The sequence below is a fragment of the Pseudoalteromonas sp. NCCP-2140 genome (assembly GCF_023708065.1).
Lineage (GTDB): Bacteria > Pseudomonadota > Gammaproteobacteria > Enterobacterales > Alteromonadaceae > Pseudoalteromonas.
Genome location: NZ_BRCZ01000002.1, coordinates 154,728 through 179,146, shown reverse-complemented (window position 1 = coordinate 179,146; position 24,419 = coordinate 154,728). Strand labels below are relative to the sequence as shown.

28 protein-coding genes and 1 tRNA gene are annotated in these 24,419 nt (G+C 40.8%); 7 read left to right on the top strand and 22 right to left on the bottom strand.

What is annotated here, in order from left to right; translation table 11 throughout:
- Positions 1–83: 83 nt before the first annotated feature.
- From NFU46_RS04745 to NFU46_RS04700, 10 genes are all read right to left on the bottom strand, one after another.
- Positions 84–1,178, bottom strand: a complete 1,095-nt coding sequence (locus NFU46_RS04745) for a flagellar basal body P-ring protein FlgI (RefSeq protein WP_054562215.1) — start codon at positions 1,176–1,178, stop codon at positions 84–86.
- Positions 1,179–1,190: 12 nt separating this feature from the next.
- Positions 1,191–1,874, bottom strand: a complete 684-nt coding sequence (flgH, locus tag NFU46_RS04740; protein ID WP_054562216.1) for a flagellar basal body L-ring protein FlgH — start codon at positions 1,872–1,874, stop codon at positions 1,191–1,193.
- A 15-nt stretch (positions 1,875–1,889) separates the two neighbouring features.
- Positions 1,890–2,678 (bottom strand): flagellar basal-body rod protein FlgG, encoded by a 789-nt coding sequence (gene flgG, locus NFU46_RS04735; RefSeq protein WP_054553306.1) that lies wholly within the window; start codon positions 2,676–2,678, stop codon positions 1,890–1,892.
- Positions 2,679–2,699: 21 nt separating this feature from the next.
- Positions 2,700–3,464 carry a flagellar basal body rod protein FlgF gene (locus tag NFU46_RS04730; RefSeq protein WP_251600142.1) on the bottom strand — a complete coding sequence of 255 codons (765 nt, stop codon included), beginning with the start codon at positions 3,462–3,464 and terminating at the stop codon, positions 2,700–2,702.
- Positions 3,465–3,624: 160 nt separating this feature from the next.
- Positions 3,625–4,977, bottom strand: coding sequence for a flagellar hook protein FlgE (flgE, locus tag NFU46_RS04725; protein WP_251600139.1), 1,353 nt, complete (start codon positions 4,975–4,977; stop codon positions 3,625–3,627).
- 51 nt (positions 4,978–5,028) lie between these two features.
- Entirely contained in the window at positions 5,029–5,709 is a 681-nt protein-coding gene (locus NFU46_RS04720) for a flagellar hook assembly protein FlgD (RefSeq protein ID WP_062566777.1), read from the bottom strand.
- Positions 5,710–5,722: 13 nt separating this feature from the next.
- Positions 5,723–6,154 carry a flagellar basal body rod protein FlgC gene (gene flgC, locus NFU46_RS04715; RefSeq protein ID WP_058586423.1) on the bottom strand — a complete coding sequence of 144 codons (432 nt, stop codon included), beginning with the start codon at positions 6,152–6,154 and terminating at the stop codon, positions 5,723–5,725.
- A 2-nt stretch (positions 6,155–6,156) separates the two neighbouring features.
- The gene (flgB, locus tag NFU46_RS04710; protein ID WP_054562220.1) at positions 6,157–6,567 is read right to left on the bottom strand and encodes a flagellar basal body rod protein FlgB; all 411 of its coding nucleotides are present in this window, start codon (positions 6,565–6,567) and stop codon (positions 6,157–6,159) included.
- A 135-nt stretch (positions 6,568–6,702) separates the two neighbouring features.
- On the bottom strand, positions 6,703–7,533 hold the full coding sequence (locus NFU46_RS04705; RefSeq protein WP_054562221.1) for a protein-glutamate O-methyltransferase CheR: 831 nt from the start codon (positions 7,531–7,533) through the stop codon (positions 6,703–6,705).
- Between the two features lie 21 nt (positions 7,534–7,554).
- Positions 7,555–8,487 carry a chemotaxis protein gene (locus NFU46_RS04700; protein WP_054562222.1) on the bottom strand — a complete coding sequence of 311 codons (933 nt, stop codon included), beginning with the start codon at positions 8,485–8,487 and terminating at the stop codon, positions 7,555–7,557.
- A gap of 142 nt (positions 8,488–8,629) precedes the next feature.
- Between NFU46_RS04700 and flgA the strand changes: the two genes are divergently transcribed.
- From flgA to flgN, 3 genes are all read left to right on the top strand, one after another.
- A complete protein-coding gene (gene flgA, locus NFU46_RS04695; protein ID WP_058586425.1) occupies positions 8,630–9,334 on the top strand; it encodes a flagellar basal body P-ring formation chaperone FlgA in 705 nt (234 codons plus the stop codon).
- Positions 9,335–9,412: 78 nt separating this feature from the next.
- Positions 9,413–9,733, top strand: coding sequence for a flagellar biosynthesis anti-sigma factor FlgM (gene flgM / locus NFU46_RS04690; RefSeq protein ID WP_054553314.1), 321 nt, complete (start codon positions 9,413–9,415; stop codon positions 9,731–9,733).
- The gene (gene flgN, locus NFU46_RS04685) at positions 9,726–10,157 is read left to right on the top strand and encodes a flagellar protein FlgN (protein WP_054562224.1); all 432 of its coding nucleotides are present in this window, start codon (positions 9,726–9,728) and stop codon (positions 10,155–10,157) included. Before flgM ends, flgN begins: the two co-directional genes overlap by 8 nt.
- 113 nt (positions 10,158–10,270) lie before the next feature.
- Here the strand turns inward: flgN and NFU46_RS04680 are convergent, their stop codons facing one another.
- Complete coding sequence (locus tag NFU46_RS04680) at positions 10,271–10,729, bottom strand: LPP20 family lipoprotein (RefSeq protein WP_063706505.1); 459 nt, start codon at positions 10,727–10,729, stop codon at positions 10,271–10,273.
- 110 nt (positions 10,730–10,839) lie between these two features.
- On the opposite strand from NFU46_RS04680, the gene NFU46_RS04675 reads away from it, so the two are divergent.
- The gene (locus tag NFU46_RS04675; RefSeq protein ID WP_130166619.1) at positions 10,840–12,030 is read left to right on the top strand and encodes a flagellar assembly protein FlgT; all 1,191 of its coding nucleotides are present in this window, start codon (positions 10,840–10,842) and stop codon (positions 12,028–12,030) included.
- On the opposite strand, the gene NFU46_RS04670 is transcribed toward NFU46_RS04675, so the two are convergent.
- Complete coding sequence (locus NFU46_RS04670; RefSeq protein ID WP_251600135.1) at positions 12,013–12,912, bottom strand: LysR substrate-binding domain-containing protein; 900 nt, start codon at positions 12,910–12,912, stop codon at positions 12,013–12,015. The genes NFU46_RS04675 and NFU46_RS04670 overlap by 18 nt on opposite strands.
- A gap of 109 nt (positions 12,913–13,021) precedes the next feature.
- On the opposite strand from NFU46_RS04670, the gene NFU46_RS04665 reads away from it, so the two are divergent.
- The 3 genes from NFU46_RS04665 to NFU46_RS04655 all read left to right on the top strand — a co-directional run bounded on the left by NFU46_RS04665 (position 13,022) and on the right by NFU46_RS04655 (position 16,662).
- The gene (locus tag NFU46_RS04665) at positions 13,022–13,750 is read left to right on the top strand and encodes a glutathione peroxidase (protein WP_062566773.1); all 729 of its coding nucleotides are present in this window, start codon (positions 13,022–13,024) and stop codon (positions 13,748–13,750) included.
- Positions 13,751–13,982: 232 nt separating this feature from the next.
- Positions 13,983–15,416 carry a sodium:proton antiporter NhaD gene (nhaD, locus tag NFU46_RS04660; RefSeq protein ID WP_251600133.1) on the top strand — a complete coding sequence of 478 codons (1,434 nt, stop codon included), beginning with the start codon at positions 13,983–13,985 and terminating at the stop codon, positions 15,414–15,416.
- A gap of 181 nt (positions 15,417–15,597) precedes the next feature.
- Positions 15,598–16,662: a zinc-binding dehydrogenase gene (locus NFU46_RS04655; protein WP_251600130.1), complete on the top strand. Its 1,065-nt coding sequence runs from the start codon at positions 15,598–15,600 to the stop codon at positions 16,660–16,662.
- 42 nt (positions 16,663–16,704) lie between these two features.
- Here NFU46_RS04655 and NFU46_RS04650 read toward each other — a convergent pair whose 3' ends face one another.
- The 10 genes from NFU46_RS04650 to lgt form a co-directional block, all read right to left on the bottom strand.
- Positions 16,705–17,661 (bottom strand): alpha/beta hydrolase, encoded by a 957-nt coding sequence (locus NFU46_RS04650; protein WP_251600127.1) that lies wholly within the window; start codon positions 17,659–17,661, stop codon positions 16,705–16,707.
- Between the two features lie 376 nt (positions 17,662–18,037).
- Positions 18,038–18,112 (bottom strand) — tRNA-Arg (locus tag NFU46_RS04645).
- Positions 18,113–18,280: 168 nt separating this feature from the next.
- Positions 18,281–18,946, bottom strand: a complete 666-nt coding sequence (locus tag NFU46_RS04640; protein ID WP_251600123.1) for a FlgO family outer membrane protein — start codon at positions 18,944–18,946, stop codon at positions 18,281–18,283.
- A gap of 3 nt (positions 18,947–18,949) precedes the next feature.
- Positions 18,950–19,624: a FlgO family outer membrane protein gene (locus tag NFU46_RS04635; protein ID WP_058586441.1), complete on the bottom strand. Its 675-nt coding sequence runs from the start codon at positions 19,622–19,624 to the stop codon at positions 18,950–18,952.
- 14 nt (positions 19,625–19,638) lie between these two features.
- Positions 19,639–20,232 carry a FlgO family outer membrane protein gene (locus tag NFU46_RS04630; protein ID WP_055020737.1) on the bottom strand — a complete coding sequence of 198 codons (594 nt, stop codon included), beginning with the start codon at positions 20,230–20,232 and terminating at the stop codon, positions 19,639–19,641.
- Between the two features lie 179 nt (positions 20,233–20,411).
- Positions 20,412–20,768, bottom strand: coding sequence for an SPOR domain-containing protein (locus tag NFU46_RS04625; protein ID WP_251600120.1), 357 nt, complete (start codon positions 20,766–20,768; stop codon positions 20,412–20,414).
- Between the two features lie 141 nt (positions 20,769–20,909).
- The gene (locus tag NFU46_RS04620) at positions 20,910–21,479 is read right to left on the bottom strand and encodes an SPOR domain-containing protein (protein WP_251600117.1); all 570 of its coding nucleotides are present in this window, start codon (positions 21,477–21,479) and stop codon (positions 20,910–20,912) included.
- Positions 21,480–21,839: 360 nt separating this feature from the next.
- The gene (galU, locus tag NFU46_RS04615; protein WP_251600114.1) at positions 21,840–22,721 is read right to left on the bottom strand and encodes a UTP--glucose-1-phosphate uridylyltransferase GalU; all 882 of its coding nucleotides are present in this window, start codon (positions 22,719–22,721) and stop codon (positions 21,840–21,842) included.
- A gap of 26 nt (positions 22,722–22,747) precedes the next feature.
- On the bottom strand, positions 22,748–23,599 hold the full coding sequence (locus tag NFU46_RS04610; protein WP_054562236.1) for a thymidylate synthase: 852 nt from the start codon (positions 23,597–23,599) through the stop codon (positions 22,748–22,750).
- A gap of 13 nt (positions 23,600–23,612) precedes the next feature.
- On the bottom strand, positions 23,613–24,416 hold the full coding sequence (lgt, locus tag NFU46_RS04605) for a prolipoprotein diacylglyceryl transferase (RefSeq protein ID WP_054562237.1): 804 nt from the start codon (positions 24,414–24,416) through the stop codon (positions 23,613–23,615).
- Positions 24,417–24,419: the final 3 nt, after the last annotated feature.

Here is a 24,419-nt window from a genome sequence, read left to right as displayed (position 1 = left end):
CAGAGCCAAGATTTTGGCTGATGTTTATATGCTGAACGATTAAGGTATAGAAACAAAAAACGCGCTCGAAAGCGCGTTTTAATTTAAATGATAACCAGTTGCCCGTTTATCGCCCCCGCTTCTTTTAAAGCTTCAAGGATTGCCATTAAATCACCCGGTGCGGCCCCAACTTCATTGATTGCACGCACGAGATCATCAAGATTAACACCTGGATTAAATACAAAAGCACGTGAATCATCTTCGTTCACATCAATAATACTTTGATTGGTAACCGTGGTTTCACCATCACTTAAAGCATTTGGCTGTGACACATTTTGCTGCTCAGCAATGGTGACCGTTAAACCACCATGTGTAATCGCCGCAGGCTGTAGCTTCACGTTTTTGCCAATCACTATTGTGCCTGTGCGCGAGTTCACAATAATTTTTGCTGCTGTGTCTGCTGGCTTAAACTCTAAGTTTTCAAGTGTCGACAAATAAGCAACACGTTGAGATGCATCACGCGGTGCTAATACACGCACAGAAGCTGCATCAATTGCCTGAGCGCTATCAGGGCCCACTAAATCATTAATAGTTTGCTCTAAGCGTTTTGCCGTTGTGAAGTCTGGGCGATTTAAATTAAAGGTAATGTAGTCACCTTGCATAAACGGGCTCTTAATAGCACGCTCTACAATGGCACCGTTTGGAATACGGCCCACTGTGGGTGTGTTAATAATTACACGGCTACCGTCTGCCCCTTCAGCGCCTAGACCTCCTACAACTAAGCTGCCTTGTGCAATTGCATAGGTATTACCATCAACCCCTTTTAGGAAGGTTTGTAATAAAGTACCGCCACGTAAACTACCCGCACTACCGATAGACGAAACCGTGATATCAATGGTTTGACCTGGTTTTCTAAATGCTGGTAATTCTGCATGCACAGCCACAGCTGCAACATTTTTAATTTTAGGTTTTAAGCTATCAGGTAAGGTAATACCAAAACCATTCAGCATGGCTTTAAAGCTTTGTTGAGTAAATCGGCTTTGTTCACCTGTGCCAGGCAAACCGACAACCAAACCATAACCCACTAATTGGTTTGCGCGCACGCCCTCAACCATAGATACATCTTTGACTCGCTCAGCCTGTGCAGAAAACTGCAGGCTAATTAAGCAAAGAGCGATGATGTATTTAAACCCATTCATGACTTTATTCCTCTAAAATGGGAAAAGCGAACTACTAAAGAAACGAGACAGCCAACCAGCACTTTGCGTTTCTTGAATTTGCCCTTTACCTGAGTATTGAATTCGCGCATTAGCAATACGGTTTGATGTAACCGTGTTATCTGCTTGAACATCTTCAGGACGAACTAAGCCTTCAAGGCGAATAAATTCTTCACCGGTATTCAAAGTAAGCCATTTTTCACCGCGAATAACCAAGTTTCCATTAGGTAAAACACGCATCACATTGACAGAAATATCACCAAATAAACTATTTGATTGGTTAGACTTTGAATCACCTTTAAACGATGCCCCTGAACCAATACCAAACTGTATGCTATCACCACCAATATTCACCGGATTACCGCCAAGGCCAATAACAGGGTCTAAACTAGCGTCCGTTTCTTTATCGGTTTCGGTTTTTGCCGCTTTGGTGGCTTGCGTTGATTCTTGCAATTTAACCGTGATGATATCGCCAGCGCGCAATGCCTTTTTATCTGAGTACAAGTCATCTGCTGAATAACTATCAAACAACGAACCCGTTGGAACCATTGGCTCAGTTGTTGGCTCCGGATACATAGGTGCATAGTAAGGGTCATCCTGAACCACATGATGATTTTGCGTTGTCATACAACCACCCAGCATTAATGCTGCCGATGTGACTAAGATAATATTACGCATGCTGCCTCCTACCCATTAAAGCTGTTGATTGATGTAACTAAGCATTTCATCAACCGCTGAAATCACTTTTGAATTCATTTCATAAATTCGTTGTGTTTCGATCAAGTTAACCAGCTCTTCTGTTACATTCACGTTAGAGGTTTCAAGAGAGCCTTGAACCACAGTACCTAAACCATCGATACCTGGGTTACCTTGCACAGGCGCGCCACTCACCGCGGTTTCTGTGTATAAGTTTTGCCCCATTGGCTCAAGACCTGATGGATTAATAAAGTCACTAATTGTTAGCTGACCGATTACTACGTTCTCTGCTTGCCCTGAAATACGTACCGACACTTCACCGTCTTGCGAAACAGTAATTGATTGTGCATCGTCTGGTACGTTCATTTCCGGCTGTAATGGAAAACCTGCACCCGAGGTCACAATACGACCATCTTCGTCAGTTGTGAATTGACCATTACGTGAATAGGCAATGTTGCCATCTGGCAATTGCACTTCAAAAAAACCAGGACCTGAGATCATCCAATCCAATGAATTTTCTGTGGTAAGCATGTTACCTTGTGAAAAGTTCTTTTGGTTAGCAACCACTTTGGCACCGGCACCAAGCATTAAGCCTGATGGCATTTCAGTGTCTTGAGATGAACGACCACCTGGTTGGTTGATGTTTTGATATAGTAAATCTTCAAATACGGCGCGGCTTTTTTTGTAACCGACCGTGCTGGCATTTGCGAGATTATTTGAGATCACCGAAATATCGGTTTGCTGGGCGTCAAGCCCGGTTTTACTGATCCATAATGCAGGATTCATAACTCTACCCTCTCAGTCATCTTAAACAATGCGTAACAGCTGATCTTGACGCTCATCAAGCTCTTCGGCTGTTTTCATCAATTTAACTTGTAATTCAAATTGGCGTTGATTGCTGATCATGTCGACCATTTCATGTACTGGGTTCACGTTTGACATTTCAAGCGTTCCCGACATTACTTTTACGTTTGGTGAAATATCACAAAAACCACAAAGATCATTGACCAACATGTCTTCTTTTGGCCGAAATAAGCCGTCGTTACCCTTTTCAAGCTGAGTATTATCAGCCTCAATCACTTTTAAGCGATCAACCACTTCTAAAAAGTTAGCAGGCGCACCTTGCGGGCGAACCTGAATAGCACCGTCTTCACTAAACTCAACTTTCTCGATAGGTAACGGCAAAATGATTGGGCCACCTTCGCCAATTACTTGACGGCCGTGGCTAGTGATCAATGCGCCATCTGGAGTAATGTTTAATGTGCCAGTTTTGGTGTATGCCTCATTGCCTGAAGCATCTTGTACACTCAACCAACCACGGTCACTCATCGCGATATCAAGCTCGCGGCCAGTTTCAACAAAACCACCCGATTCCATATTAGATCCAGGGCGTTCTTGCATTGCAAACACCCTAGATGGCAGACCTTCACCGAAGGCTTGCATAGAGCGCGCTTGTGCAAAATCAGCTTTAAAGCCAGTGGTGTTAGCATTAGCAAGATTGTTGGCCTTGAGCTCAAGACCTCGCAAACTTTGCTTAGCACCCGACATGGCAATGTAGACCATTTTGTCCATAACATTGACTCACTAAAAATACGATAACTAAGAAATGCAATAAAAGTGCCAAAGTAAAATTGACGCTAAAATAGGAAAGAAAAATAGGCTGCTAGCATGAAAAAAGGCTGCCAATAGAGGGAGCAGCCTTCGTGTCGGATTAGGCTTAAAGCCGTTAAAATTAACGGATCTGTAGGATGTTTTGTTGTAGTGTTGAGTTAACCTCAAGCGCACGTGAATTTGCTTGGAAATTACGCTGAGCGCTAATTAAGTCTACAAGTTCGCTTGTTAAGTTAACGTTTGACTGCTCAAGCGCTGACGAGTTAATTGAACCTAAAGTACCTGAACCTGGTTCACCAGCAATTGGCTCACCTGAGGTTAAACTTTTCTTCCAAGCAGTATTACCCACTTGCTGTAACCCTTGCGAGTTCGAAAAACGAACCATCGCAACTTGCCCTAGGAATGAGGTATCACCATTACTGTATGAAGCAACAATTTTACCATCAGTACCAATGTCGATACCTGAAAGGCGACCAACAGTCGCACCATCTTGCTCAAGTGCTTTCACTTCAAAGTTACTTGCATACTGAGTCGGTATTTTATTAGTTGTACCAGCTTCATCGCGCCAATTAATGTTTACATCATCTGGGAAACTCGCACCATTAGACAGTAAACCAGATAAACCACCAGACGGTAATGTTAATGGATTAAATGTAGCATCCGTATTAGGGTTCCCATCCGTGCTTTGTGGTAAACCACTTGAGTCAAATTGAAAAGTCGAGATAGCCGTATATGGCGTTGTAGTTTGCTCAGTACCATCCGCTGCAAACGGCTTTTCATCAAGTGTGGCATATACTTCCCATTCATTGTCATTACCAGTCACCGCAGAGTCTGTTTTCACAAAAAAGAACTGTAGAATATGTGGCTCACCTAATGAATCATAAACAGTTGTTGATGTTGAGCTGTTATATGAGGCGCTGGTTTCTGGATCAAATGGTGTCACTGCAGGGTTTAATGCACGCGAATCTAGGTTGAATGACGAATAAACATTCGTCGTAGCACGTGGTGAACCTGATGCATCTGGAATTTGTAGCGCAGAAGAAGTACTCAAGCTTACAGAAGTTGTATCACCGGTTGCTTCATCAACAGGGAAACCTTGTAAGTAATTGCCGCTTGCATCAACAATAAAGTTATCTTTATTTAATTTAAACGCGCCTGCACGAGTGTATGTGAAATCTTGCGCGCCTAAGTCATTCGCCATTGCGAAGTAACCTTCACCGGTAATCGCTAAATCGAGCGAGTTATTTGTGAAAGATAACGAACCTTGGTGGAATTGTTGTGCCACCATTGTTGTTCTTACACCATCACCATTTTTTGTTTTACCAGAACTAAATACTGATGATGCGTACACATCAGCAAACTCTGCACGAGACTCTTTAAAGCCCGTAGTATTCACGTTAGCAATGTTATTTGCTGTAACGTCTAAATCTTTTTGCGCGGCTGCTAAGCCTGTTAATGCAATATTGAAGCTCATAACTCACCTCTAACCTATCTCTTAGCCTAAGCTAACCCAAACCTTTTTTACTTATGCGATTTCAGCTATATCAGTTAGCCTAACCGCACCCTCTTTTGTATTTACGATAATGCCGCTTGCACCATTAATATTGACACTTTCAATATTCTTAAAGGTCGCCATTGGCATACTGCTGTAGTCTCCATTTACAAAGCCTTCAGCGCTGATGTCATACTCACCTTCAGGGAGCACATTGCCATCATTGTCTTTACCATCCCACTCAAAACGAAGTGCACCCGCTGACTGAGAACCTAATTCAATGGTACGCACTAACTGGCCTGATGAATCCGTTATTCTTAGCGTTAAAGATTCAACAGCGGTTTCTGCAACCACCGACCCTTTAGCTAGATTTTCGCCATCAAAGTCAATGGTGTCAGACTCAAGTAACGCTTGCTTACCAACGAGCGTTGAAGCCTGTAACGCAGAATTTGATGTCATTGATGCAGTGAGTGATTCAAACTTCTCATTTAAGTTTGAAATACCCTCAGCCATAGTGAAATTCGTCATCTGCGCAATCATTTGATCGTTGTCTGCAGGCTTGCTTGGGTCTTGAAACGACAACTGTTGTGTTAAAAGTGAGAAGAAGTCTTCTTGCGTTAAAGTATCATCTTTCTCTTCTGTTTTATTTTGATTGTCTTGCCAACGTAAATTATCTAAATACGTTGATGACGCACTGCTGATGTCGTTACTCATAACTTATCCTCGGTTACCGCTGCCCAAGCAACAGTGTTTTACTTAACATTTGCTTAGCTGCATCAGCAACTTGCACATTTGTTTGGTAAGAGCGAGAGGCTGAAATCATATTTGCCATTTCTTCTACAACATTAACGTTAGGTTTGTAGATATAACCATTTTCATCCGCACTTGGGTGGTTCGGGTTATATTCAATTTGCAGAGGTTTATCACTCTCTACAACACCTAATACTTTAACGCCAACAGAAGAGCCCTGAGGATTGCTTTGTGATGATGACGCTTTAGTCAGCTCTGCAGCAAAAACAGGATGGCGCGCTCGGTATGTCTGATCTTGGCTGGAGCTAATCGTATTCGCATTCGAGATATTACTGGCTGTGGTATTTAAGCGAACATTTTGCGCACTCATACCGGTTGCTGAAATATCAAAAACATTATACAAACTCATGATTAAGCTCCTTGACTACCGAGGGCTTTTTTAAGGCCTTTAATTTTACTACTCATAAATTGCAGGCTTGCCTGATACTCTAATGAGTTCTGTACATACAAGTTTCGTTCCACTTGTATATCGACTGAGTTACCATCACCTGTATCTGCTTGATTTGGCGTACGAAACATTTCTGCACTGCCAACAAAACGACTGCCCCCGGCAATATGTTTAGCATCGGTTCTTACCATGCTATTGCCGCCTTGTTGGTTGCTTTTTGCCGCTTTTAATGCCGAGGCAAAATCGATATCTTTCGCTTTATAGCCCGGCGTATCAGCATTAGCGATATTTGTCGCTAATAACTCAGCGCGTTGTGAACGGATCAACATCGCATGAGGATGAACACCAAATGCTTTATCAAAACTGATAGCCATAACCATCTCCAAAAAATTGACTCTGTAGTGGTTAATGCAAAAGCTAAGCCAAAAATTTAGGAGTGATTTAATTTATATAAGAGACTGAAAAATAGTTAAATTTAGCAACCTAAGGGCTAGGTTGCTAAGGAGGGTTTACTTTTTCTGATAGATGATACCGGGGTTACAACGAACCATATCAAAGCTATCACTTAAGCCCGCCATTGATTCTGACGCACCTAAAAACAGGTAACCTTTCGGGTTTAAAGCTTGAGCAAATTGCGAAATGATTTTAGCTTTTACTTCTGGTGAAAAGTAAATCAACACATTACGGCAAAATATGATGTCAAACTTGCCCATTAAAGCGTATGAATCCAATAAGTTTAAATGTCTAAAGCTGACCATTTTACGTATAGGGTCAACTACCTGAGCCATTCCATTACCGCTGTCCTTGAAGAACTTTTGACGACGCTCCATCGACAAGCCACGAGCAAGGGCTAGCGAGTCATACTCAGCATTCTTGCACATATCAAGCATGGTATTAGAGATATCAGTGCCAATAATTTGCGCACCCATCTTTAATACGCCTGGATTTTTAGATTGGAACTCGGCAACCGACATGGCAATTGAGTACGGCTCTTGTCCTGATGAACTTGCCGCTGACCATATCTTTAGTGGCCTACGCACATCTTTAAGCTCAGGAAATAGTTTTGTTTTCAATAACTCAAACGGATATTGGTCACGAAACCAAAGCGTTTCATTGGTTGTCATCGCATCAACGACAGCGGCACGAAGCTGCCTCTCATGAGGGCTTAGTGTTTTACTTACCAACTGTGATAAAGACTCAACATTAAAACGCGCCATAAGCGGCGCAAGGCGGCTTTTAACTAAATAAAGTTTATTATCGCCAAGCACAATGCCACATTGTTGCTCTAAAAAAGAGCGGAATTGATCGTATTCGCTTTGTTGTAAATGCTTATTTTCCAAAGTAATACCACCTATAAATAATTAATCACAATGAACCCACTTCTTCACAGCTGTCGCTAATTCATCTGGGTTAAATTTTGCAATAAAATCATCAGCACCCACTTTTTCGATCATTGCTTGGTTAAACACCCCACTTAAAGAGGTATGCAAGATCACATGCAAAGGTGATAATTTTGGATCAGCCTTAATTTCAGCGGTTAAGGTATAACCGTCCATTTCTGGCATTTCTACATCAGATATTAATAGACCAACACGTTCAGTAATATCATTTTGACAATCGAGCTGAGCAATCTCTCTTAAACGTAAAAGTGCTTCTTTACCGTTTTTAGCTAGTTCAGTTTGTACACCTAGAGGTTCAAGCGCACGCTTAACTTGGTTTCGAGCTACTGCAGAGTCATCAGCAATAAAGACAATACGCTCACCTAAGTCACGCTGAATCTCACCTTCACCAACTACTTCAGCGCTTACTTCAGTGTTAACTGGGCAAATTTCGTTTAATATCTTTTCTACATCGAGAATTTCAACTAATTCGTTTTCAATCTCAGTGACCGCAGTTAGGTAAGAATAACGTCCGGCTCCCGAAGGCGGCGGCATTATTTTTTCCCAGTTCATATTCACGATTCGTTCAACACCACCAACTAAAAACCCTTGCACTGAACGGTTGTACTCAGCAATGATGATAAAACTGTCTTTGATATTTTCAATTGCAGGGCCACCTACAGCCATCGATAAATCAATAACAGAGATAGTTTGACCACGGATATGCGCAACACCGCGAATGTACGCATTTGATTTAGGCATGTTAGTAAGTGGTGGACATTGCAGAACCTCTCTTACTTTAAACACGTTTATACCAAAGCGTTGTCGCCCTCTGAGTTTGAATAATAGTAATTCAAGGCGGTTTTGCCCAACCAACTGAGTACGCTGGTTAACTGAGTCTAAAATGCCTGCCATTTCAATCTCCTAAAGATAAACAATCAGAGCTGGAACAATAATTGCCTTCTTTGTGTTAAAGCTACATAAGGTTACAAAGCGTCTGTTTTTTGACGCAAAATATTTATACCTTGTTTTCAACCATAAGCATAGTCGAAACAATATGAGTTTGTTAAAAAAAAGCCGAAGATACAGTGTTTTTTATTTTCTTACTAGCCTGTTGTTTACAACACAACTACAGGCAGAAGTTTATAATACCGAGCAACTTCAACAAATCGCCATCGATTTTGTTAGCGAGCAGCTCCCTGATCTGGACACCACACCTCAAATTAGTGCTTTACCATTAGATAGTCGCATTCCTGAGAGGTTATGTGAGTCACCAATTAACAAAGAGTTACCAACTGAGCCTCCTTTTAATCGGCAGGTAACTGTACAACTTAAGTGCCAAGATTTAAATAGTTGGACTCAATACGTTCACGTGCGCATTATTGAGCTCGAACCTGTGGTTGTTGTTACCACTAATTTAGCCCGTGGAGAGGTCATTCGCCCTGAACATTTACGCCTCGAAATGAAGCCAAAGCAATTTGTTAGAACGCAATATGTTCAAGATGAGGCTATACTTATTGGCAGTCGCAGTAAGCGCAACTTGCGTGATGGTAGTCCGATTGTAATGAGCCAGGTTTGTATGGTTTGTAAAGGCGATAATGTAACTATCTATGCTTCATTACGCGGGTTAAGAATTAAAACCACCGGAATTGCTCTAGAAGATGGTACGTTAGACGAATTAGTACGTGTAAAAAACAAAAAATCAGGTAAAGTATTAAATGCACGTGTGGATGGGGTCGAGTCTGTACAAGTAAATATTTAATTTTTTATATTTATGCTAAAGTATCCGCTGTGCCCGCCGATATAAAGGTATATGTTGGGTAATGTATAGGTCAAAATTATGGTAAGCAATGTCAATAATGGTCAACAACAGCCTTCTGTGTTGACAAATACCAAGCAAAAAAAGCTTGATTTACAAAAAGATAATGCTAATGCAGCCGCTGCAAAATCGGCCGCACCAAAAGCAAGTGCAGATTCTGTTAGCTTAACTCCTCAAGCTAAACAGCTAAAATCTTTGCAAGAAAAAGCAGAGCAATCATCAGGCTTTGATAGCAATAAAGTGGCTGAGCTGAAAAAAGCAATCAGTGAAGGTAAATACCAAATTGATGCTGAAAAGCTAGCAAAGAACATCGCTGCATTCGAGTTTGATGTCTATGGCTGATCATAATCATTTAATAGCTAGCAAATTAACACAACAAGTTTCTTGCTTGGAGTCTATTGCTGCGCTGTTAGATGATGAGTTGACAGCCATTGCTGCAAAGCGTGGCGACGGATTAAAGAGTATTGCCCAACAAAAAATCTCTTTGCTCCAACAAATTCAAACCATTGATAAAGAAGTGCAAAAGCTTGTTGCGCATAACGAATCGCAAGATGACGAAGTAAGTGCACTCATTAAGCAAGTAAATACTCTCCTAGCAAGCTGCAAGAAGAAAAATGATGTAAACGCTCACGCGGCCCATCAAGCACAGTTGAGTGTTAAGCAACTTAAAGATATTTTAATCGGTGCACCATCATCGATGACCTACGACCAAGGCGGCAGCGTGATTCAAGGCGATAAGAAAATCGTTCACAACTTGAAAGCCTAAATACTATTTCATTAAAAAAGCGCGATAACTAAGTTATCGCGCTTTTTTAATGCTTGCAGAATTTGCTGAATTTATCCTGCAAGCCAATAGGTTACAACTAGACTAAGTTGCACCTAATAATATGTTACTTTTTTCACTTGGCGCGGTTTTACTTCGCCGATGTATAAATCGTGCACTCGCTTCATATCAAGCTGTAATTCAGTTGCGTAGGTATCCCCTACTGCGTAGGTTTTAATAACCTGCGCCCCTTTGATCACACCTTGTACTTGGCTTTGTAATTGATCGTTATGAGCAACACTGTTTTGTACTGTGGTGCCTGCGGAAATTTTTTGCCCGTAAACTTGCTCAGCAAGCTCGCGATACGCTTCAAGCTTTGAGGCTTTAATCGCAAGCAAAGTCCGCTGCGATTCATTGCTACCTGGTTGAGCACTAATTGGCGCATAACCCACGGCTTTTAGCACTGGGTAGCTATCTGGCTCAATGTAAGTGTATTCTACATGTTTATCAAAAATACTACTGCAGCCGGTTAATGCTGCGCAGGCAACCAGCCCACCGAATAGAAGTGCTCGCATAATTTGCTTCCGCTTAAAACTCTTTGGCTACAAATATGCACGTTTAATGCCACTGTGGTACAGTCCTTGCTCATTTAGGTTATTCATTGGTTTTAATGCTAGGTGTCAGCATGAAAAATAAAACAATAGCCAGCTTAAAAGGCCTTGGCTTAGCCTTTACAATTTTGTTTTCTAACAATAGCTTAGCGCAGTGGTTTGAATCAACAGGCCATGCAGTTGTAAAAAATGGCGATACGAGCCAAGCCAAATCTGCCGCCATTAAAGACGCCATAACTCAGGCTTTAGTGTTTTCTGGCGCTCGAGTAAGCTCTGTACAGACCCTAGTTGACGGGGTTTTGACGCAAGATCAGCTGAAAATAAGCAGCCATGGTGAAATCCAGAAAATAGAATTGATCAGCGAAGACCGCCATAACGACACCTATGCCATCACGCTTCGCCTCGATATTTTTGCTCAAGCAGAAGAATGCCCTGCAAACCAATACACCAAATTTATTGCCGTGACACAAAGCCAACTCGCCAATCGCGAGCAAGCGCGTATGGGCCAAATTTTTGACGTAAACAAAGCCATTAGTGAACACTTATATGCCAGCTTAAGTAATACGCAAATGGCAGCTAAACCGACAGCCTATTACAATATGCCGTTGCGAGTAGATCATTTTTTCACTCAGCAATACGATTACAGTAATGCGCTACTTGAAGAGATCACTAGCCGCAGTAACTCGCAATATGTATTACTGAGCCGTATTCGTGATTTATCGGTTAACCATAAGATCAACAACGATTATGCATTTTGGCAAGATGATAGTTTCAAGCGTGCATACAAAGTAGATTACGTCTTATTTGATGGCACCACTTACGAAAAGCTCTGGCAAAAAAGCTACCAAACAGAAGGCATTTGGCCGTATAAAAAGACTGAGATCATCGATGTATATAGCGACCGATTTTGGGCAACTGACTATGGCCAAGCTATTAGCGATATAAACCAAACCCTAACCTATGACTTGCAAGCTGCAATGGCCTGCTTACCCACGCAAGGTAAAATACTGCATATCGAAAATGACAGGCTAATCATTAACTTGGGGAAGGCGCATGGGCTTGAGCAAGGGCAAATTTTAAATATTGCCCATCATAATTACCTAACAGATGCACAGGGTAATAAGCTCCCGCACAAAATCACCACACTTAACCAGGTAAAAGTGACTCAGCTTTATCAGCAATCAGCGGTTGCCATGAGTATAGATAAGCAACCACTGCCTAACATTCAAATTAACGATATTGTTGAATTAGCTGCTAGCGAGTAAATGAGTTTGTAGGCCTTCATGAGCATTTAGCCAACTAGCTAATTGCTCAACACCAGCTATATGTGGGTAGTGCTTACGAGTTGCAATGACAACTTGGCGTTGCTGGTTTGGTGTTATAGCTAAATACTTCACTCCTTCACGTGGTGTACATGCAAGCTTAGGAACAAAAGTTACCCCATCATCCATTGCCACCAGCGCGAGTAAGGTTTCAATACTGTTACCTTTATATTGGTTCGAGACTTCAACCCCAGCTGAAAAACAAAATTGCTCTGCTTGCTCCTTAAAGCAATGCCCTTCGTTTAACATTAATAAGTCACATTCATGTAATTGAGCTAAGGCAACTTCGATATGTTTTGCTAAAGCGTGTTGCTCAGAAACTGCAACTAAGAAGTCTTCTTTATAAAGCGGTGACACATGATAAGGCGCTAAATCAGCCACATCAGCAACAATTGCAATATCAATCTCACCATTATCAAGAGCCACCAGCGTTTGCGCTGTTTGCATTTCAATAAATGAAAACTGGGTTTCACTAAAGGCCTGCTTCATCGAAGTTAAGAGTGTTGGCAGTAAATAAGGTGCAATGGTAGGAATAATACCTACATTGATTATACCCTTTAGTGGGTCATGTGAGCTGGCGGCTATTTCTTTAAGCACTTGGGTTTGATCTAGGATCAGTGTGATCTGCTTAAGAAGTTGTTCACCTTGCACAGTCAACGTGACCTGCTTTGTTGAACGGTCAAAAATAACAACCCCCAGCTCTTGTTCAAGCTTTTTAACTTGCCCGCTTAAAGTCGGTTGGCTGACATAGCAAGCATCAGCTGCTTTTCTGAAGTGCTTGTATTGCGCAACCGCTTTTACGTATTCAAAGTCTTTTAAATTCATATCACACCACTAATAGCTTTTATCTATCATGCTAATACAAACAAACGATTGGAGCTATCGAAAATTTAATCGCATAATGGCACTCAACAAATCAAGAGGAATCAAAACAATGTTAAACAATATCGAAGGCCAAAAAGTACCAAACGTTACATTCGCAACACGTGTAGACGAGCAGTGGAAATCAATGACCACTGACGAAATTTTTAAAGGTAAAACAGTTGTGCTATTTGCATTACCAGGTGCATTTACACCAACATGTTCATCAACTCACTTGCCACGTTATAACGAGCTTGCGGCTGTATTTAAACAAAACGGTGTTGATGACATTGTATGTATTTCTGTAAACGATACCTTCGTAATGAATGCATGGGCACAAAACCAAGAAGCGCAAAATATCACTTTATTGCCAGACGGCAACGGCGAATTTACCGACGGCATGGGTATGCTAGTCGATAAAAACGACTTAGGTTTTGGTAAGCGCAGTTGGCGTTATTCTATGCTGGTAAAAGACGGCGTTATCGAAAAAATGTTTATCGAGCCACAAAAACCTGGCGACCCGTTTGAAGTATCTGATGCAGATACCATGCTTGAGTACATTAACCCAGCACAGGTAAAACCAGAATCAGTGAGTATTATTACCAAGCCTAATTGCCCGTTTTGTACAAAAGCTAAAGCGTTACTAGAAGCGAAAGGTTATGTGTACGAAGAAATTGTATTAGGTCAACACGCTTCACTAACTAGTTTAAAAGCGATTTCTGGTCGTGAGACAGTGCCGCAAGTCTTCATAGGCGGTGAGCACATTGGTGGCTCTGACGATTTAGAAAAACACTTTGCATAATTTTCAAGTTGGGGCTGCTAATTGCAGCCCTTTATTATTTTAAAACCACAACACATTGATTAAATTATAAATTACACAACTGGTCTGCTCTCGCCATCACCCGTATTTATATTCAAAATACCAACATCTTAGTTACCAATTTGTTACATAAAGCAAAGAATGAATCTAAAATGTCTGCAGCTACATTTACTTAAACCGTAACGAAATTAAGATGATTTAATTGGAATATACAATGAAAAAACTAACACAAGGATTGCTCCTTTCCTTGCTATGTTTCGGTGGCCAAGCTCATGCTGCGTCAACTGGTACTATCGATTTACTCACCCATCCTGTTGGCATTATCTGCCTTGTTATTTTTATCTTTGCTTATGTGCTCGTCATACTCGAAGAAAAAATTCACTTACGCAAATCAAAACCCGTATTGGTTGCAGCCGGGATTATTTGGACCCTTATTGCTTGGCAGTACAGTGCACAAAACTTATCTGATCTTAGCACCGACGCATTTCGTCACGCCTTGTTAGAATTTTCGGAGTTAATGCTATTTTTGCTCGTTGCGATGACCTATATCAACGCCCTAGAAGAGCGTCGTTTATTTGATGGCCTAAGAAGCTGGCTGGTTGCGAGGGGCTTTAGCTACAAACAATTATTTTGGATAAGCGGTGTACTGGCATTTTGTATTTCACCTGTAGCCGATAACTTAACGACCGCCCTACTTTTATGTGCAGTGGTAATGAAGGTAGCAGCAAATGATAACCGCTTCATTGCTATGTCGTGCGTCAATATTGTAATAGCCGCAAATGCCGGTGGCGCATTCAGCCCGTTTGGTGACATCACGACACTGATGGTTTGGCAAGCCGATGTTGTTGCCTTTACCGAGTTTTTTGTTTTATTCCTACCAGCTTTAGTCAGCTATATTATTCCTGCATTTGTTATGTCTTTATTTATCAATAACCGTCACCCGGATACGGCCGATGAAGATATTGAACTTAAACGCGGTGCGCTTCGCATATTGTGCTTATTCTTACTGACAATACTCACCGCCGTGGTGCTAAAAACCGCCTTTGGTTTACCACCGGTTGTGGGCATGATGATGGGTCTTGGCTATTTACAGTTTTTTGGTTACTTCTTACGCGTGACACTCCCCGGCTCTCTTGCCAGAAAACGCGCCATGGCAGAGCGTGAAGGCGACAAAGAGCGCTTATCTCGCTTAGGTAATGTTGTTCCTTTTGATGTATTTAGCCGTGTATCGAGAGCCGAGTGGGACACGCTCTTGTTCTTCTATGGCATCGTTATTTGTGTTGGTGGCTTAGGGTTTATCGGCTACTTAGCGCTACTTTCTGATTTACTTTATAACAACTGGTCTGCTACCGGTGCGAACGTTATTCTTGGTTTAATGTCAGCGGTAGTAGATAACATTCCAGTGATGTTTGCAGTGTTACAAATGATGCCTGACATGTCGCACGGTCAATGGCTGCTTATTACGCTAACAGCAGGAATTGGTGGCAGCCTGTTATCAATTGGCTCTGCGGCAGGAGTTGCACTAATGGGTCAAGCGCGAGGGATATACACCTTTAATAGCCACTTAAAATGGTCGCCGGTCATTTTACTAGGTTACTTTGCTGGTGTTTTAACTCATTTATACCTCAATACAGCCTACTTCGGCTAAGACTTAATAAAGTAAAAACCCTTATCACTTTAAGGGTTTTTACTTTAAAGATTCCACAATGAGCAGTTTATAAACAGACATGTCGTAATAAGCTGTATTTTTGTCGCAAAAAGTCAAGATTAAGGCAGGTGCTTTACTTTAGTCTAATAATTCACAAATAAGGTGAATTGAGGACACACATATGAGCCAAATGAATTCTGTTGCCATGCAAAATGGCAAGCTGCATGTAAAACAAATTGATATCCCTACACCTGGACCCGGCCAAGTACTGGTAAAAAGCCTAGCTTGCGGCATTTGCGGTTCTGATATTCATATAACCCGCCACACCAGCGATGTATTCGATATCTATAAAAACCTTGGCATCATGGCTAAAGATGCAGGCGATGACCAAGAAGTATTATTAGGCCATGAGTACGCGGCAGAAATTGTTAGCTACGGTCCAAATACTAAAGGCGAATTAGCTAAAGGCACCCGTGTAACCTCAGTGCCAATTTTACTTTCTGCTGGCGGCGCTGGCGTAGGTGTAACCCCAGGGCTATATGGTGCCTATTCTGAATACTTTATTGTTGATGAAGCCTTGCTATTACCTATTCCTGATGCTGTTCCATCAGAAGCGGCAGCCATTACAGAACCACTTGCTGTTGGCCTGCACGCAGTGAACCGCGCACAAATGAATAATGATGACGTAGCTATTGTGGTTGGCTGTGGCCCAATTGGCCTTGCAGCGATTGCCGCGTTAAAGCTTCAAGGCGTAAAACACATCGTTGCCTCTGATCCACAAGAGAGCAAAAAACAAATTGCCCTTGAATTTGGCGCTACAGAATATGTTAACCCTATGGCAGATGATGAAGTTGCTAAAGCCGCAGCACTTGCGGGTAACAACAAGGTCGTTATTTTTGAATGTGCCGGTGTAAGCCGCTTATTGAACGACTACATTTTACGTGCACCAGCAAAAGCAAAAATCATTGTAACAGGTGTACATACCGCGCCACTAAACGTTAACTTTGCCTATGCCACAGTGAAAGAGTTAGACCTTATTTTCTCTTATTACTACCAGCCAGAAGAGTTTGCACAATCACTTGAGAACATCGCGTCAGGCAAAATTGCATGGCAAAAAATGCGTACTGGTAAAGTCGGCATAGACGGCGTACAAGGTGCATTTGATACCTTATTTAAACCAAACGACCATATCAAAATCATCATTGAACCATGGCGCACAGGCGAGCTTGAAAAAGTAACGGGTTAATTTTAATGAGGCTATTAAAAAAATAATAGCCTCATTTTAGAGCTAAAATCTATAAGCGTTCAACCTACTATCAAAAACTAAGCCATCAGTCTCCTCACCTCTACCGCCATTTAAAACAGTTGTAAAAAATGATTTAACTACATCATTTGTCTTTTCATAGAAGAGGCCATGAGTTTTTCCTACATTTGGACCGCCAGTAAAGTCAAAATAAAAAGCATTTGAAGCGACCAAATTCCTAGCAGTTCTTCCTAACCGATCTTTTTGAAAATTCGCATCAGACCATTTTAGGACCCAATCATTTTCATTGATCGTAATATAAACTCGTTTTCCAGCTTCTATATTATTGACCCAATGTTGATGACCTGCGTTATCAACATCAGCTTGGCACAATACAACGTTATCAAACATTCTTGTTTCAGCTTCGTATAAAGCGTTGATAACGTAATTCTGAAACAAGTAATTCCCCAAACTGTAAGTCATAAAGGTAAATTTAATATCGCATGCCTTAAGGGCCTCTTTATTAAACGGTTCTTTCATGTATTGGCCTAACTTTTCCAACGTAGCATCCAAAGCACCAACTGATGCCTGTGCATTTCTCTTAGCGCTTCGGTATTCTTTTGTCTTAAAACCTCCAGGATTAGAGGGCCAAGAAAAAACAACAACCTCAACCCCATGCTCTTTTTCTAATGCTAATGACTTTTCTAAGTTCTTATAAAAGCTTTGATTAAAGCCATGTACAAAAAAAACGCAATTTTTACCTGAGGAAGTGAGCCGTTCACGAACTTCTGCAAATGCTTTTTTAGAAGGAATATTATTCTGAGTTATTTTAGATGGCTCAGTGACTAGTCGCACTTGCCATACTCCCTCTACTTTATCTGCATGAGCGAGCCTAACTTCATTAGGTCCTTTTGCGTTTGCGTAGTCACCAAAAGCATTGTGATCGCCTACGCCATTTTTAAAGTTTGATTTATTTATGTTTCTATTCGTAATAATCAACATATCAATATCCTTATTCTGTTTTTAGCCACAGTAAGTAGTTAGAACCTGTCACCTATATAGGCCAAGGTTAAAACTAATCTGCAAAATAATGATTAGTTTAAATTTCAACTAAACAGCAAGAAAAACAGGAAAGAATACGAAAAATGAATTGATTTTAATTACTAAAAATAGACATAGTATTGAGTGAGCAAAATATAAGCAGCACTTAAAACCAATAAAACAAACTACTGGATAAGAAGAGTGTGCAACTTTAGAGATCGCTATGATTTTATAGAACACTCAAACTTATCGGATATTGATTGAAGCAATCTATTCGGAACTTTAACGCTACACATATGCTACAAAGGAGAAGAACACGACTAGTCATTGATTTTATTGGTAGCCCCTACAGGAATCGAACCTGTAACTGCCCCTTAGGAGGGGGCCGTTATATCCATTTAACTAAGAGGCCACTCAAAAGCTGAGGGAAAGCTTGTAACTTGTAACTTGTAACTTGTAACTTGTAACTTGTAACTTGTAACTTGTAACTTGTAACTAAAAGTATAACGGTCTAAGGCTTTGGTAATCAAGAGAATAAACCAATCGACTTTTGAGTAAGTCGATTGGCAAAGTAATGAGGTTAGTTAACGCTAGCCGTTGCTGATTTGATTGACTCATTTTTTAGCACAAAATAAGGGATCACTTTTTGTGCGCTGGCAATAACCAACTTTGAGTTTAAATTAATTACTCGTGCATTCACTTCTACACCATTAGGGCGGTATATCAGCGTGCCTGTAAGTACATGGCTCGCGATGCGACGCTCGGCTAACTCTTCTACATCTCGCGACATCACAAAATCACCACGTGAGGTCACACTAATGATATCCATCGCTTTAAAATCAACAACGCCAAATCCAAATTTTTGCAGCTGGTGCATCATTGTTTCAGAGAGTTGATTACCAAGTTGTGAGCTGCTTTTTAGGCTTGCATCTAAATCAACAAAGCTAGTAATGGCAATGCCTAACTCACTCTCTTGTTGCATAGTATCTACTAGCTCAAGCGCCATTTGCTCGACATAATTAACAACGGTTTTATGATGTTGATAAGGCACAAATAAACGATGGTTAGCGTTATCCTGCTGCATATCATTTTGTTCAAGCGCTTGTAGCATAGCAACGTAATCGACTTGAGTATTTGCTGATGCAGGTACATTTTGAGCTGTATTTTGCGGCTCTGCTGATTGCTCTGGCAGCAATTGGCAGCCAGATAGTGCGAGCGTTAACGATGCTAAAATAAAACCTTTCATAGCTTACTCACTTGCTTGTTTTAGTGTAATACCATCACTGCGGTTGGTACTATCAAGGGCATCAACCACTGATTGCGGGATAAAACCTTGCGCTGACCCTACAACTGCTTTGCTTGCTAAACCAACAATCCGAGCATTCACGAGCACACCACTTTGATGATTAACCAAAGTACCTGCCAATACATAATTGAAGTTTTGATCTTGGCTTAGCTCTAAATAATCACGACTGAAAACATAGTCACCAGTTGGCGTGACACGCATATAATCAGTGGTTTTAAAATCAATGACAGGTACACCAAATGCGTGAAGCTCATGAATGAAGCTTTCGGCAATTTGATTACCTAGCAAATTCGTTGAGTTGTAATCTGCATCAAGGTATATGAAGCTTGAAACAGCAACCGGCGTGCTATCGCTAACATATTGCAAGTTTTCAACAAGATCCTGCATGATGCCACGCACATAGTGATTAATATTTTTACGCGTTGGTGCTGCTGTAAAGGTGCTGTTATTCATCACCGCCTGATTGGTTTGAAACACACTGTCGTTACTATGTGGCGCGGCGACTTCTCTTTGCGCAGCTAACTGAGGATCATTATCGTGTTGTGTTACATCACCAGTTAACATTGATGAGCAACCAAAGCCAAAAGGCAAACATAAAGTTAAAATTAAACGTTTCATTAAATGAGTTCCTCTTAATATTCGCTTCGATACAACTGGCCATCACGTTGCTGAACTTTTTCAGCGCCCCACATTACATTGATAGGGATCTCAGTGCTTGCTGCTGACACAATTCGCAGATCTTTGGTATTCACTAATCGGGCATTTACTATGTAGGCATGTTGTTGCCGCGTCAGTGTGCCGGTAATAACAAAGTCAATATTCTGACGTTGACGTAAGGTATTTACATCACGACTAAGTACACTATCGGCCGATTGCTGCAAATTTAAAGTATTTTCTAATCGATACTCAATGGTATGAAAACCAAGCTGAGTAAATTGCGTTAATAAACTTTCTTGAATTTGCTGACTCAAGCCACTGCCCTGATCTTCAGCTAAATCAGTACCTAAGCCATCAGCCATGTAGAAACTGGTCACAGCAATACGTGCATTGCCTTTGTAAGGGCCTTGAATACGGCTCAGCTGACTACTTAAATCAGCAACGTATTGATGCACCGTATAAGGTGCCATCGGCGATTTTGGGGTTTCTCTAGGGGGCGTTTTTTGTGGCTCTTCAGTTAAGCTACAACCCACCAACACTAAAAAAACTGAATAAAATAACAGGCGCATAATTGCCATCCTCACTAAACTTAGTAAGTACAAAGCAATAATTATGCCTAAGTATTATTATAAACGGGATATACCAAGATAATCGTGAAACAAGAGGCTCTGATATATGCTATGAGCTAGTCTTTTTGCTTTAAGGCCTCTTTTAATATCTAGCTGCTGATTGTTATTTAGTTCAAATGCTACAGCGTCTGCCCAACAAAATGGGCTGTAACACAAGTCTGCCCTACTTTTTTAACAATCTCACAAAATGCAGTGGCTTGAGTATAGTTTGCAAATGGGCCAGCTCTTAATCCATACAAGGTTACGCCTTTTTGATCACGTTGTTTAAAGCGAAAATCTAGACCATGCATGATATCAGGATAGTCACGCTTTAGCTCTAAAACACGGTGAGCTACTTTATTAGGTGTTAGATATAAACCTAACTGCACTCCAGACTCTGCAGCTTTATGTACTTCAACAGCTGAACTTTGTGACTGCATTGATGATTGTTGCACTAACTGCTCATTATATACTGGCTGGCTTTGTTCTTGGCTCATCATGCATGCTGGTAGAGCTGTGAGGCAGATGATTATCAAAAGGTATTTGGAGAAACTAGAAAAGTGCATGATGACGTCGACTCTAAAAAATAGACTTAAATTCAGCAATAAAAATGCCAGCTGTAGGATGAAAGTTTTAAACTAAAAATAAACTCGGTTATTTGTGTAATTGCTAACCCAGCAATCAATACCTTGCCGCTTAACTGCTTCACAGTCAGCCTTTGCATTCTTTAAATACTTATAGCGGCCAAATTTAAGGCGATAATAAGTATGCTCATTTACCTGTGCTACTTCAACATTGAGTATCGGTTTACCTTGAAAGATGCTTGGGGCACGCCTAACCATTTTTTTAAATGAATAAGCCAGACCTTGTTCAGATTCAACAGACATAAGCTGTAAAGCAAAACTATAACTATGATTAGAAAGCTCAGTGTTTGTCGATGACTCTGGCACAGAGCTAAGTTCTTTATCTGGGGTCTGCTGAATATTTCCAACTGATTTATAGTTTGTGGTTACTCTGTCAGGGCTCGCTGGTATTTGCACATGATAAGTACTTGGCTGACTGAACGCTTTACTTAAAAGAGAGGAAAAATCTAAGTTTAGAGTTTTATTTTCAAAGATATAAGACAATGAATTATGACTGCAACCAGATACAGCTAGTAACACCACGAGGTATAAACTGTAACGTAAAAGCTTTGAGCAACATTTCATAATCAGGATTCTTTAAAGTACCATTAAAAAACAACTTCTTATCCAAAGAAGAACACACTGTTAGTACTTACCTGTACATCAACACTTAAAAGATAATTTGAGATATAAGCCGTAACCACTAACGTATTAACGTTTCGTCTATTACTTTTTGTTTTAGTTATTTACTGGAGAACAACTATAGATGAAATATACACGAAACAATTAATTTACATTCAATAGTAACAATGTGTTAAGACAAAGGTATATCAGAAAAATCCTTTATTGGGTAATCATCGGCAATTGTAAGGTTTATGTAAATAATAAAAAAGTGCCATATAGGCACTTTTTTTACATAATTTTTAACTAGATGGTTTGCATTACTTATTTAACCAGCGACTTTATGAAATCTGTAAGCTCGTCTTTGAATTCATCACGGCGTAGTGCAAATTCTACAATAGCTTTTAAATAACCAATTTTGCTGCCACAGTCATGGCTTTTACCTTTCATTGAGTAGGCATCAACAATTTCTTTTTCCATTAACATGGCAATGGCATCTGTTAATTGAATTTCGTCGCCAGCGCCTGCTGGGGTTTTTGCAAGTAATGGCCAAATATTTTTACTCAATACATAACGACCCACAACAGCAAGATTTGATGGCGCTTGATCAACTGGAGGCTTTTCAACCATGTTTAAAATAGCAGCGCTCTCACCTTGATTGATTTTTACATCACCTAAATCTACTACACCAAACTTATCAACTTCGTTTTGTGGCACAGGTTCAACCATAATCTGGCTTTCACCCGTACTTTCAAAACGCTGGATCATTTCAGCTAAGTTATCTTTTTTAAGGTCGCTTGCTACATCATCGATGATCACATCCGGTAAGATAACAACAAACGGTTCATTACCAATGATAGGAGCTGCACAGTTAATAGCATGGCCGAGACCTTTCGCTTCACCCTGACGAACTTGAATAATTGTTACATCTTTCGGACAAATTGATTGTACTTCTGCAAGTAATTGGCGCTTTACACGTTTTTCAAGCGTAGCTTCTAACTCAAAACTGGTATCAAAGTGGTTTTCAATTGAGTTTTTACTTGAATGCGTTACTAAAACAATTTCTTTAATTCCTGCTGAAATTGCTTCATTTACAACGTACTGAATCAACGGGCGGTCAACAATAGGAAGCATTTCTTTAGGAATTGCTTTTGTTGCAGGTAACATACGCGTGCCAAGACCAGCAACTGGGATCACAGCTTTCATTGATTTCTCCTTAAATTTTATTGTTCTTACACTGAAAACGGATACTTAATTGCATCGTGACACTGATAACCGACTACTTCAAAATCATCTTTTGTAACCCAGGTTTCAATGTCTTCTAGTGATTTAATGTTTGGGTTTATTTTTAATTCTGGCGACGCGAAAGGCTCACGCTTAAGCTGCACATCACGCATCAACTCAAGTTGGTTTTCATAAATATGCGCATTCGCTATTTTATGATACGCCTTACCCGGCTTGTGACCAGTTATTTGCGCAACTAATGCAAGTAACACAAAACATTGAATTTGATTAAAGTTCAAACCCAGCGGCACATCGCAGCTACGTTGGTATGATGTTAAGTATAGAGTATCGCCCAACAAAGAAAAGGTGTGCGTGTGCATACAAGGGCGTAAACAGCCTAACTCAAACTCACCTGGGTTATAAAAAGTGACGATTTCACCGCGATCATCAATCCCTTTTGATAAGTTATCGATAACTTTTTTAAGTTGATCAAGGTGGCTGCCATCCGGACGTTGCCAACTGCGGCCTTGCACACCATACACTCGACCCATATCATCTTCACCACGGCGATGTGGGTTTTCTAGCCAAGCTTTGTTTTCGTTTGCGTTAGCATTCCAAGTCATACAGCCGATATCACGAAACTGTGCAGCGCTGTCGTAACCACGTAAATAACCAAGTAACTCCGCTATCGCCGCTTTGTAAAAGCTCTTGCGCGTTGTTATTAGCGGAAACTTATTATTTGCCACATCATATTCAAGATCGGCATTAATAACGGTTAAACACTTGGTACCAGTGCGTTTGTTCTCAACCCACACACCTTCGTCAACAATGCGCTGACATAAATCTAAATACTGTTTCATTGATTTGCTCTTGTTATGCTTTACTTGCCACGCTGTGTTGCGGCTTTTTATAGGCCCATATTAACAAACCAAGGCCACCAATTACCATCGGCAATGACAGTATTTGCCCCATCGAGATAAAGCCTGCGAATAAACCTAAATGAGCATCTGGCTCACGGAAATATTCAACAATAAATCTAAACACGCCATAGCCAAGTAAGAACACCCCAGCAACACTTCCCGCTGGACGAGGCTTTTTAATAAACCATTGTAAGATTAAGAACAGCACCAAACCTTCTAAAAAGGCTTCGTATAATTGTGATGGATGACGAGGCTCTGGGCCCCCTGATGGGAAAATAAACGCCCAAGGTACATCAGTCACTCGGCCCCATAGTTCGCCATTAATAAAGTTACCAATACGTCCGGCTAGTAAACCAAGCGGCACCAGTGGCACTACAAAATCGCCCACTTCAAATAATGATTTTTTACGTGTCCAGGCAAAAATAGCAATGGCTGTAATCACACCTAGCGTACCGCCATGGAACGACATACCACCTTGGTCAATTCTGAATAAATACAGTGGGTTTTCAATAAAGTAGCTGAACTGATAAAACAATACATAACCAATACGGCCACCGAGTATTACCCCGAGCATGCCGTAAAATAATAAGTCACTAACTTGTTCTTTTGTCCAACCTGAGTTTGGTTTTTCTGCTTGACGATTAGCAAGCCACATCGCCAAAGCAAAACCAATTAAATACATTAAACCGTACCAACGTACGCTGAGCGGGCCTACCGAAAAAATAACCGGATCGATATCTGGAAATTGAAGAGCCATAAA

Coding starts and splice junctions, on each gene's coding strand:
- galU (WP_251600114.1), bottom strand. CDS start 22,721: ATGAAAGCTGTGATCCCAGTTGCTGGTCTTGGCACGCGTATGTTACCT.
- NFU46_RS04730 (WP_251600142.1), bottom strand. CDS start 3,464: ATGGACAAAATGGTCTACATTGCCATGTCGGGTGCTAAGCAAAGTTTG.
- flgG (WP_054553306.1), bottom strand. CDS start 2,678: ATGAATCCTGCATTATGGATCAGTAAAACCGGGCTTGACGCCCAGCAA.
- NFU46_RS04670 (WP_251600135.1), bottom strand. CDS start 12,912: ATGAATTTAAAAGACTTTGAATACGTAAAAGCGGTTGCGCAATACAAG.
- lgt (WP_054562237.1), bottom strand. CDS start 24,416: ATGGCTCTTCAATTTCCAGATATCGATCCGGTTATTTTTTCGGTAGGC.
- flgH (WP_054562216.1), bottom strand. CDS start 1,874: ATGCGTAATATTATCTTAGTCACATCGGCAGCATTAATGCTGGGTGGT.
- NFU46_RS04640 (WP_251600123.1), bottom strand. CDS start 18,946: ATGAAAGGTTTTATTTTAGCATCGTTAACGCTCGCACTATCTGGCTGC.
- flgB (WP_054562220.1), bottom strand. CDS start 6,567: ATGGCTATCAGTTTTGATAAAGCATTTGGTGTTCATCCTCATGCGATG.
- NFU46_RS04680 (WP_063706505.1), bottom strand. CDS start 10,729: ATGCGAGCACTTCTATTCGGTGGGCTGGTTGCCTGCGCAGCATTAACC.
- NFU46_RS04650 (WP_251600127.1), bottom strand. CDS start 17,661: ATGTTGATTATTACGAATAGAAACATAAATAAATCAAACTTTAAAAAT.
- NFU46_RS04655 (WP_251600130.1), top strand. CDS start 15,598: ATGAGCCAAATGAATTCTGTTGCCATGCAAAATGGCAAGCTGCATGTA.
- NFU46_RS04635 (WP_058586441.1), bottom strand. CDS start 19,624: ATGAAACGTTTAATTTTAACTTTATGTTTGCCTTTTGGCTTTGGTTGC.
- flgC (WP_058586423.1), bottom strand. CDS start 6,154: ATGAGTTTGTATAATGTTTTTGATATTTCAGCAACCGGTATGAGTGCG.
- flgN (WP_054562224.1), top strand. CDS start 9,726: ATGGCTGATCATAATCATTTAATAGCTAGCAAATTAACACAACAAGTT.
- NFU46_RS04610 (WP_054562236.1), bottom strand. CDS start 23,599: ATGAAACAGTATTTAGATTTATGTCAGCGCATTGTTGACGAAGGTGTG.
- NFU46_RS04630 (WP_055020737.1), bottom strand. CDS start 20,232: ATGCGCCTGTTATTTTATTCAGTTTTTTTAGTGTTGGTGGGTTGTAGC.
- NFU46_RS04720 (WP_062566777.1), bottom strand. CDS start 5,709: ATGAGTAACGACATCAGCAGTGCGTCATCAACGTATTTAGATAATTTA.
- flgE (WP_251600139.1), bottom strand. CDS start 4,977: ATGAGCTTCAATATTGCATTAACAGGCTTAGCAGCCGCGCAAAAAGAT.
- flgM (WP_054553314.1), top strand. CDS start 9,413: ATGGTAAGCAATGTCAATAATGGTCAACAACAGCCTTCTGTGTTGACA.
- nhaD (WP_251600133.1), top strand. CDS start 13,983: ATGAAAAAACTAACACAAGGATTGCTCCTTTCCTTGCTATGTTTCGGT.
- NFU46_RS04625 (WP_251600120.1), bottom strand. CDS start 20,768: ATGAGCCAAGAACAAAGCCAGCCAGTATATAATGAGCAGTTAGTGCAA.
- NFU46_RS04675 (WP_130166619.1), top strand. CDS start 10,840: ATGAAAAATAAAACAATAGCCAGCTTAAAAGGCCTTGGCTTAGCCTTT.
- flgA (WP_058586425.1), top strand. CDS start 8,630: ATGAGTTTGTTAAAAAAAAGCCGAAGATACAGTGTTTTTTATTTTCTT.
- NFU46_RS04745 (WP_054562215.1), bottom strand. CDS start 1,178: ATGAATGGGTTTAAATACATCATCGCTCTTTGCTTAATTAGCCTGCAG.
- NFU46_RS04665 (WP_062566773.1), top strand. CDS start 13,022: ATGTTAAACAATATCGAAGGCCAAAAAGTACCAAACGTTACATTCGCA.
- NFU46_RS04700 (WP_054562222.1), bottom strand. CDS start 8,487: ATGGCAGGCATTTTAGACTCAGTTAACCAGCGTACTCAGTTGGTTGGG.
- NFU46_RS04620 (WP_251600117.1), bottom strand. CDS start 21,479: ATGAAATGTTGCTCAAAGCTTTTACGTTACAGTTTATACCTCGTGGTG.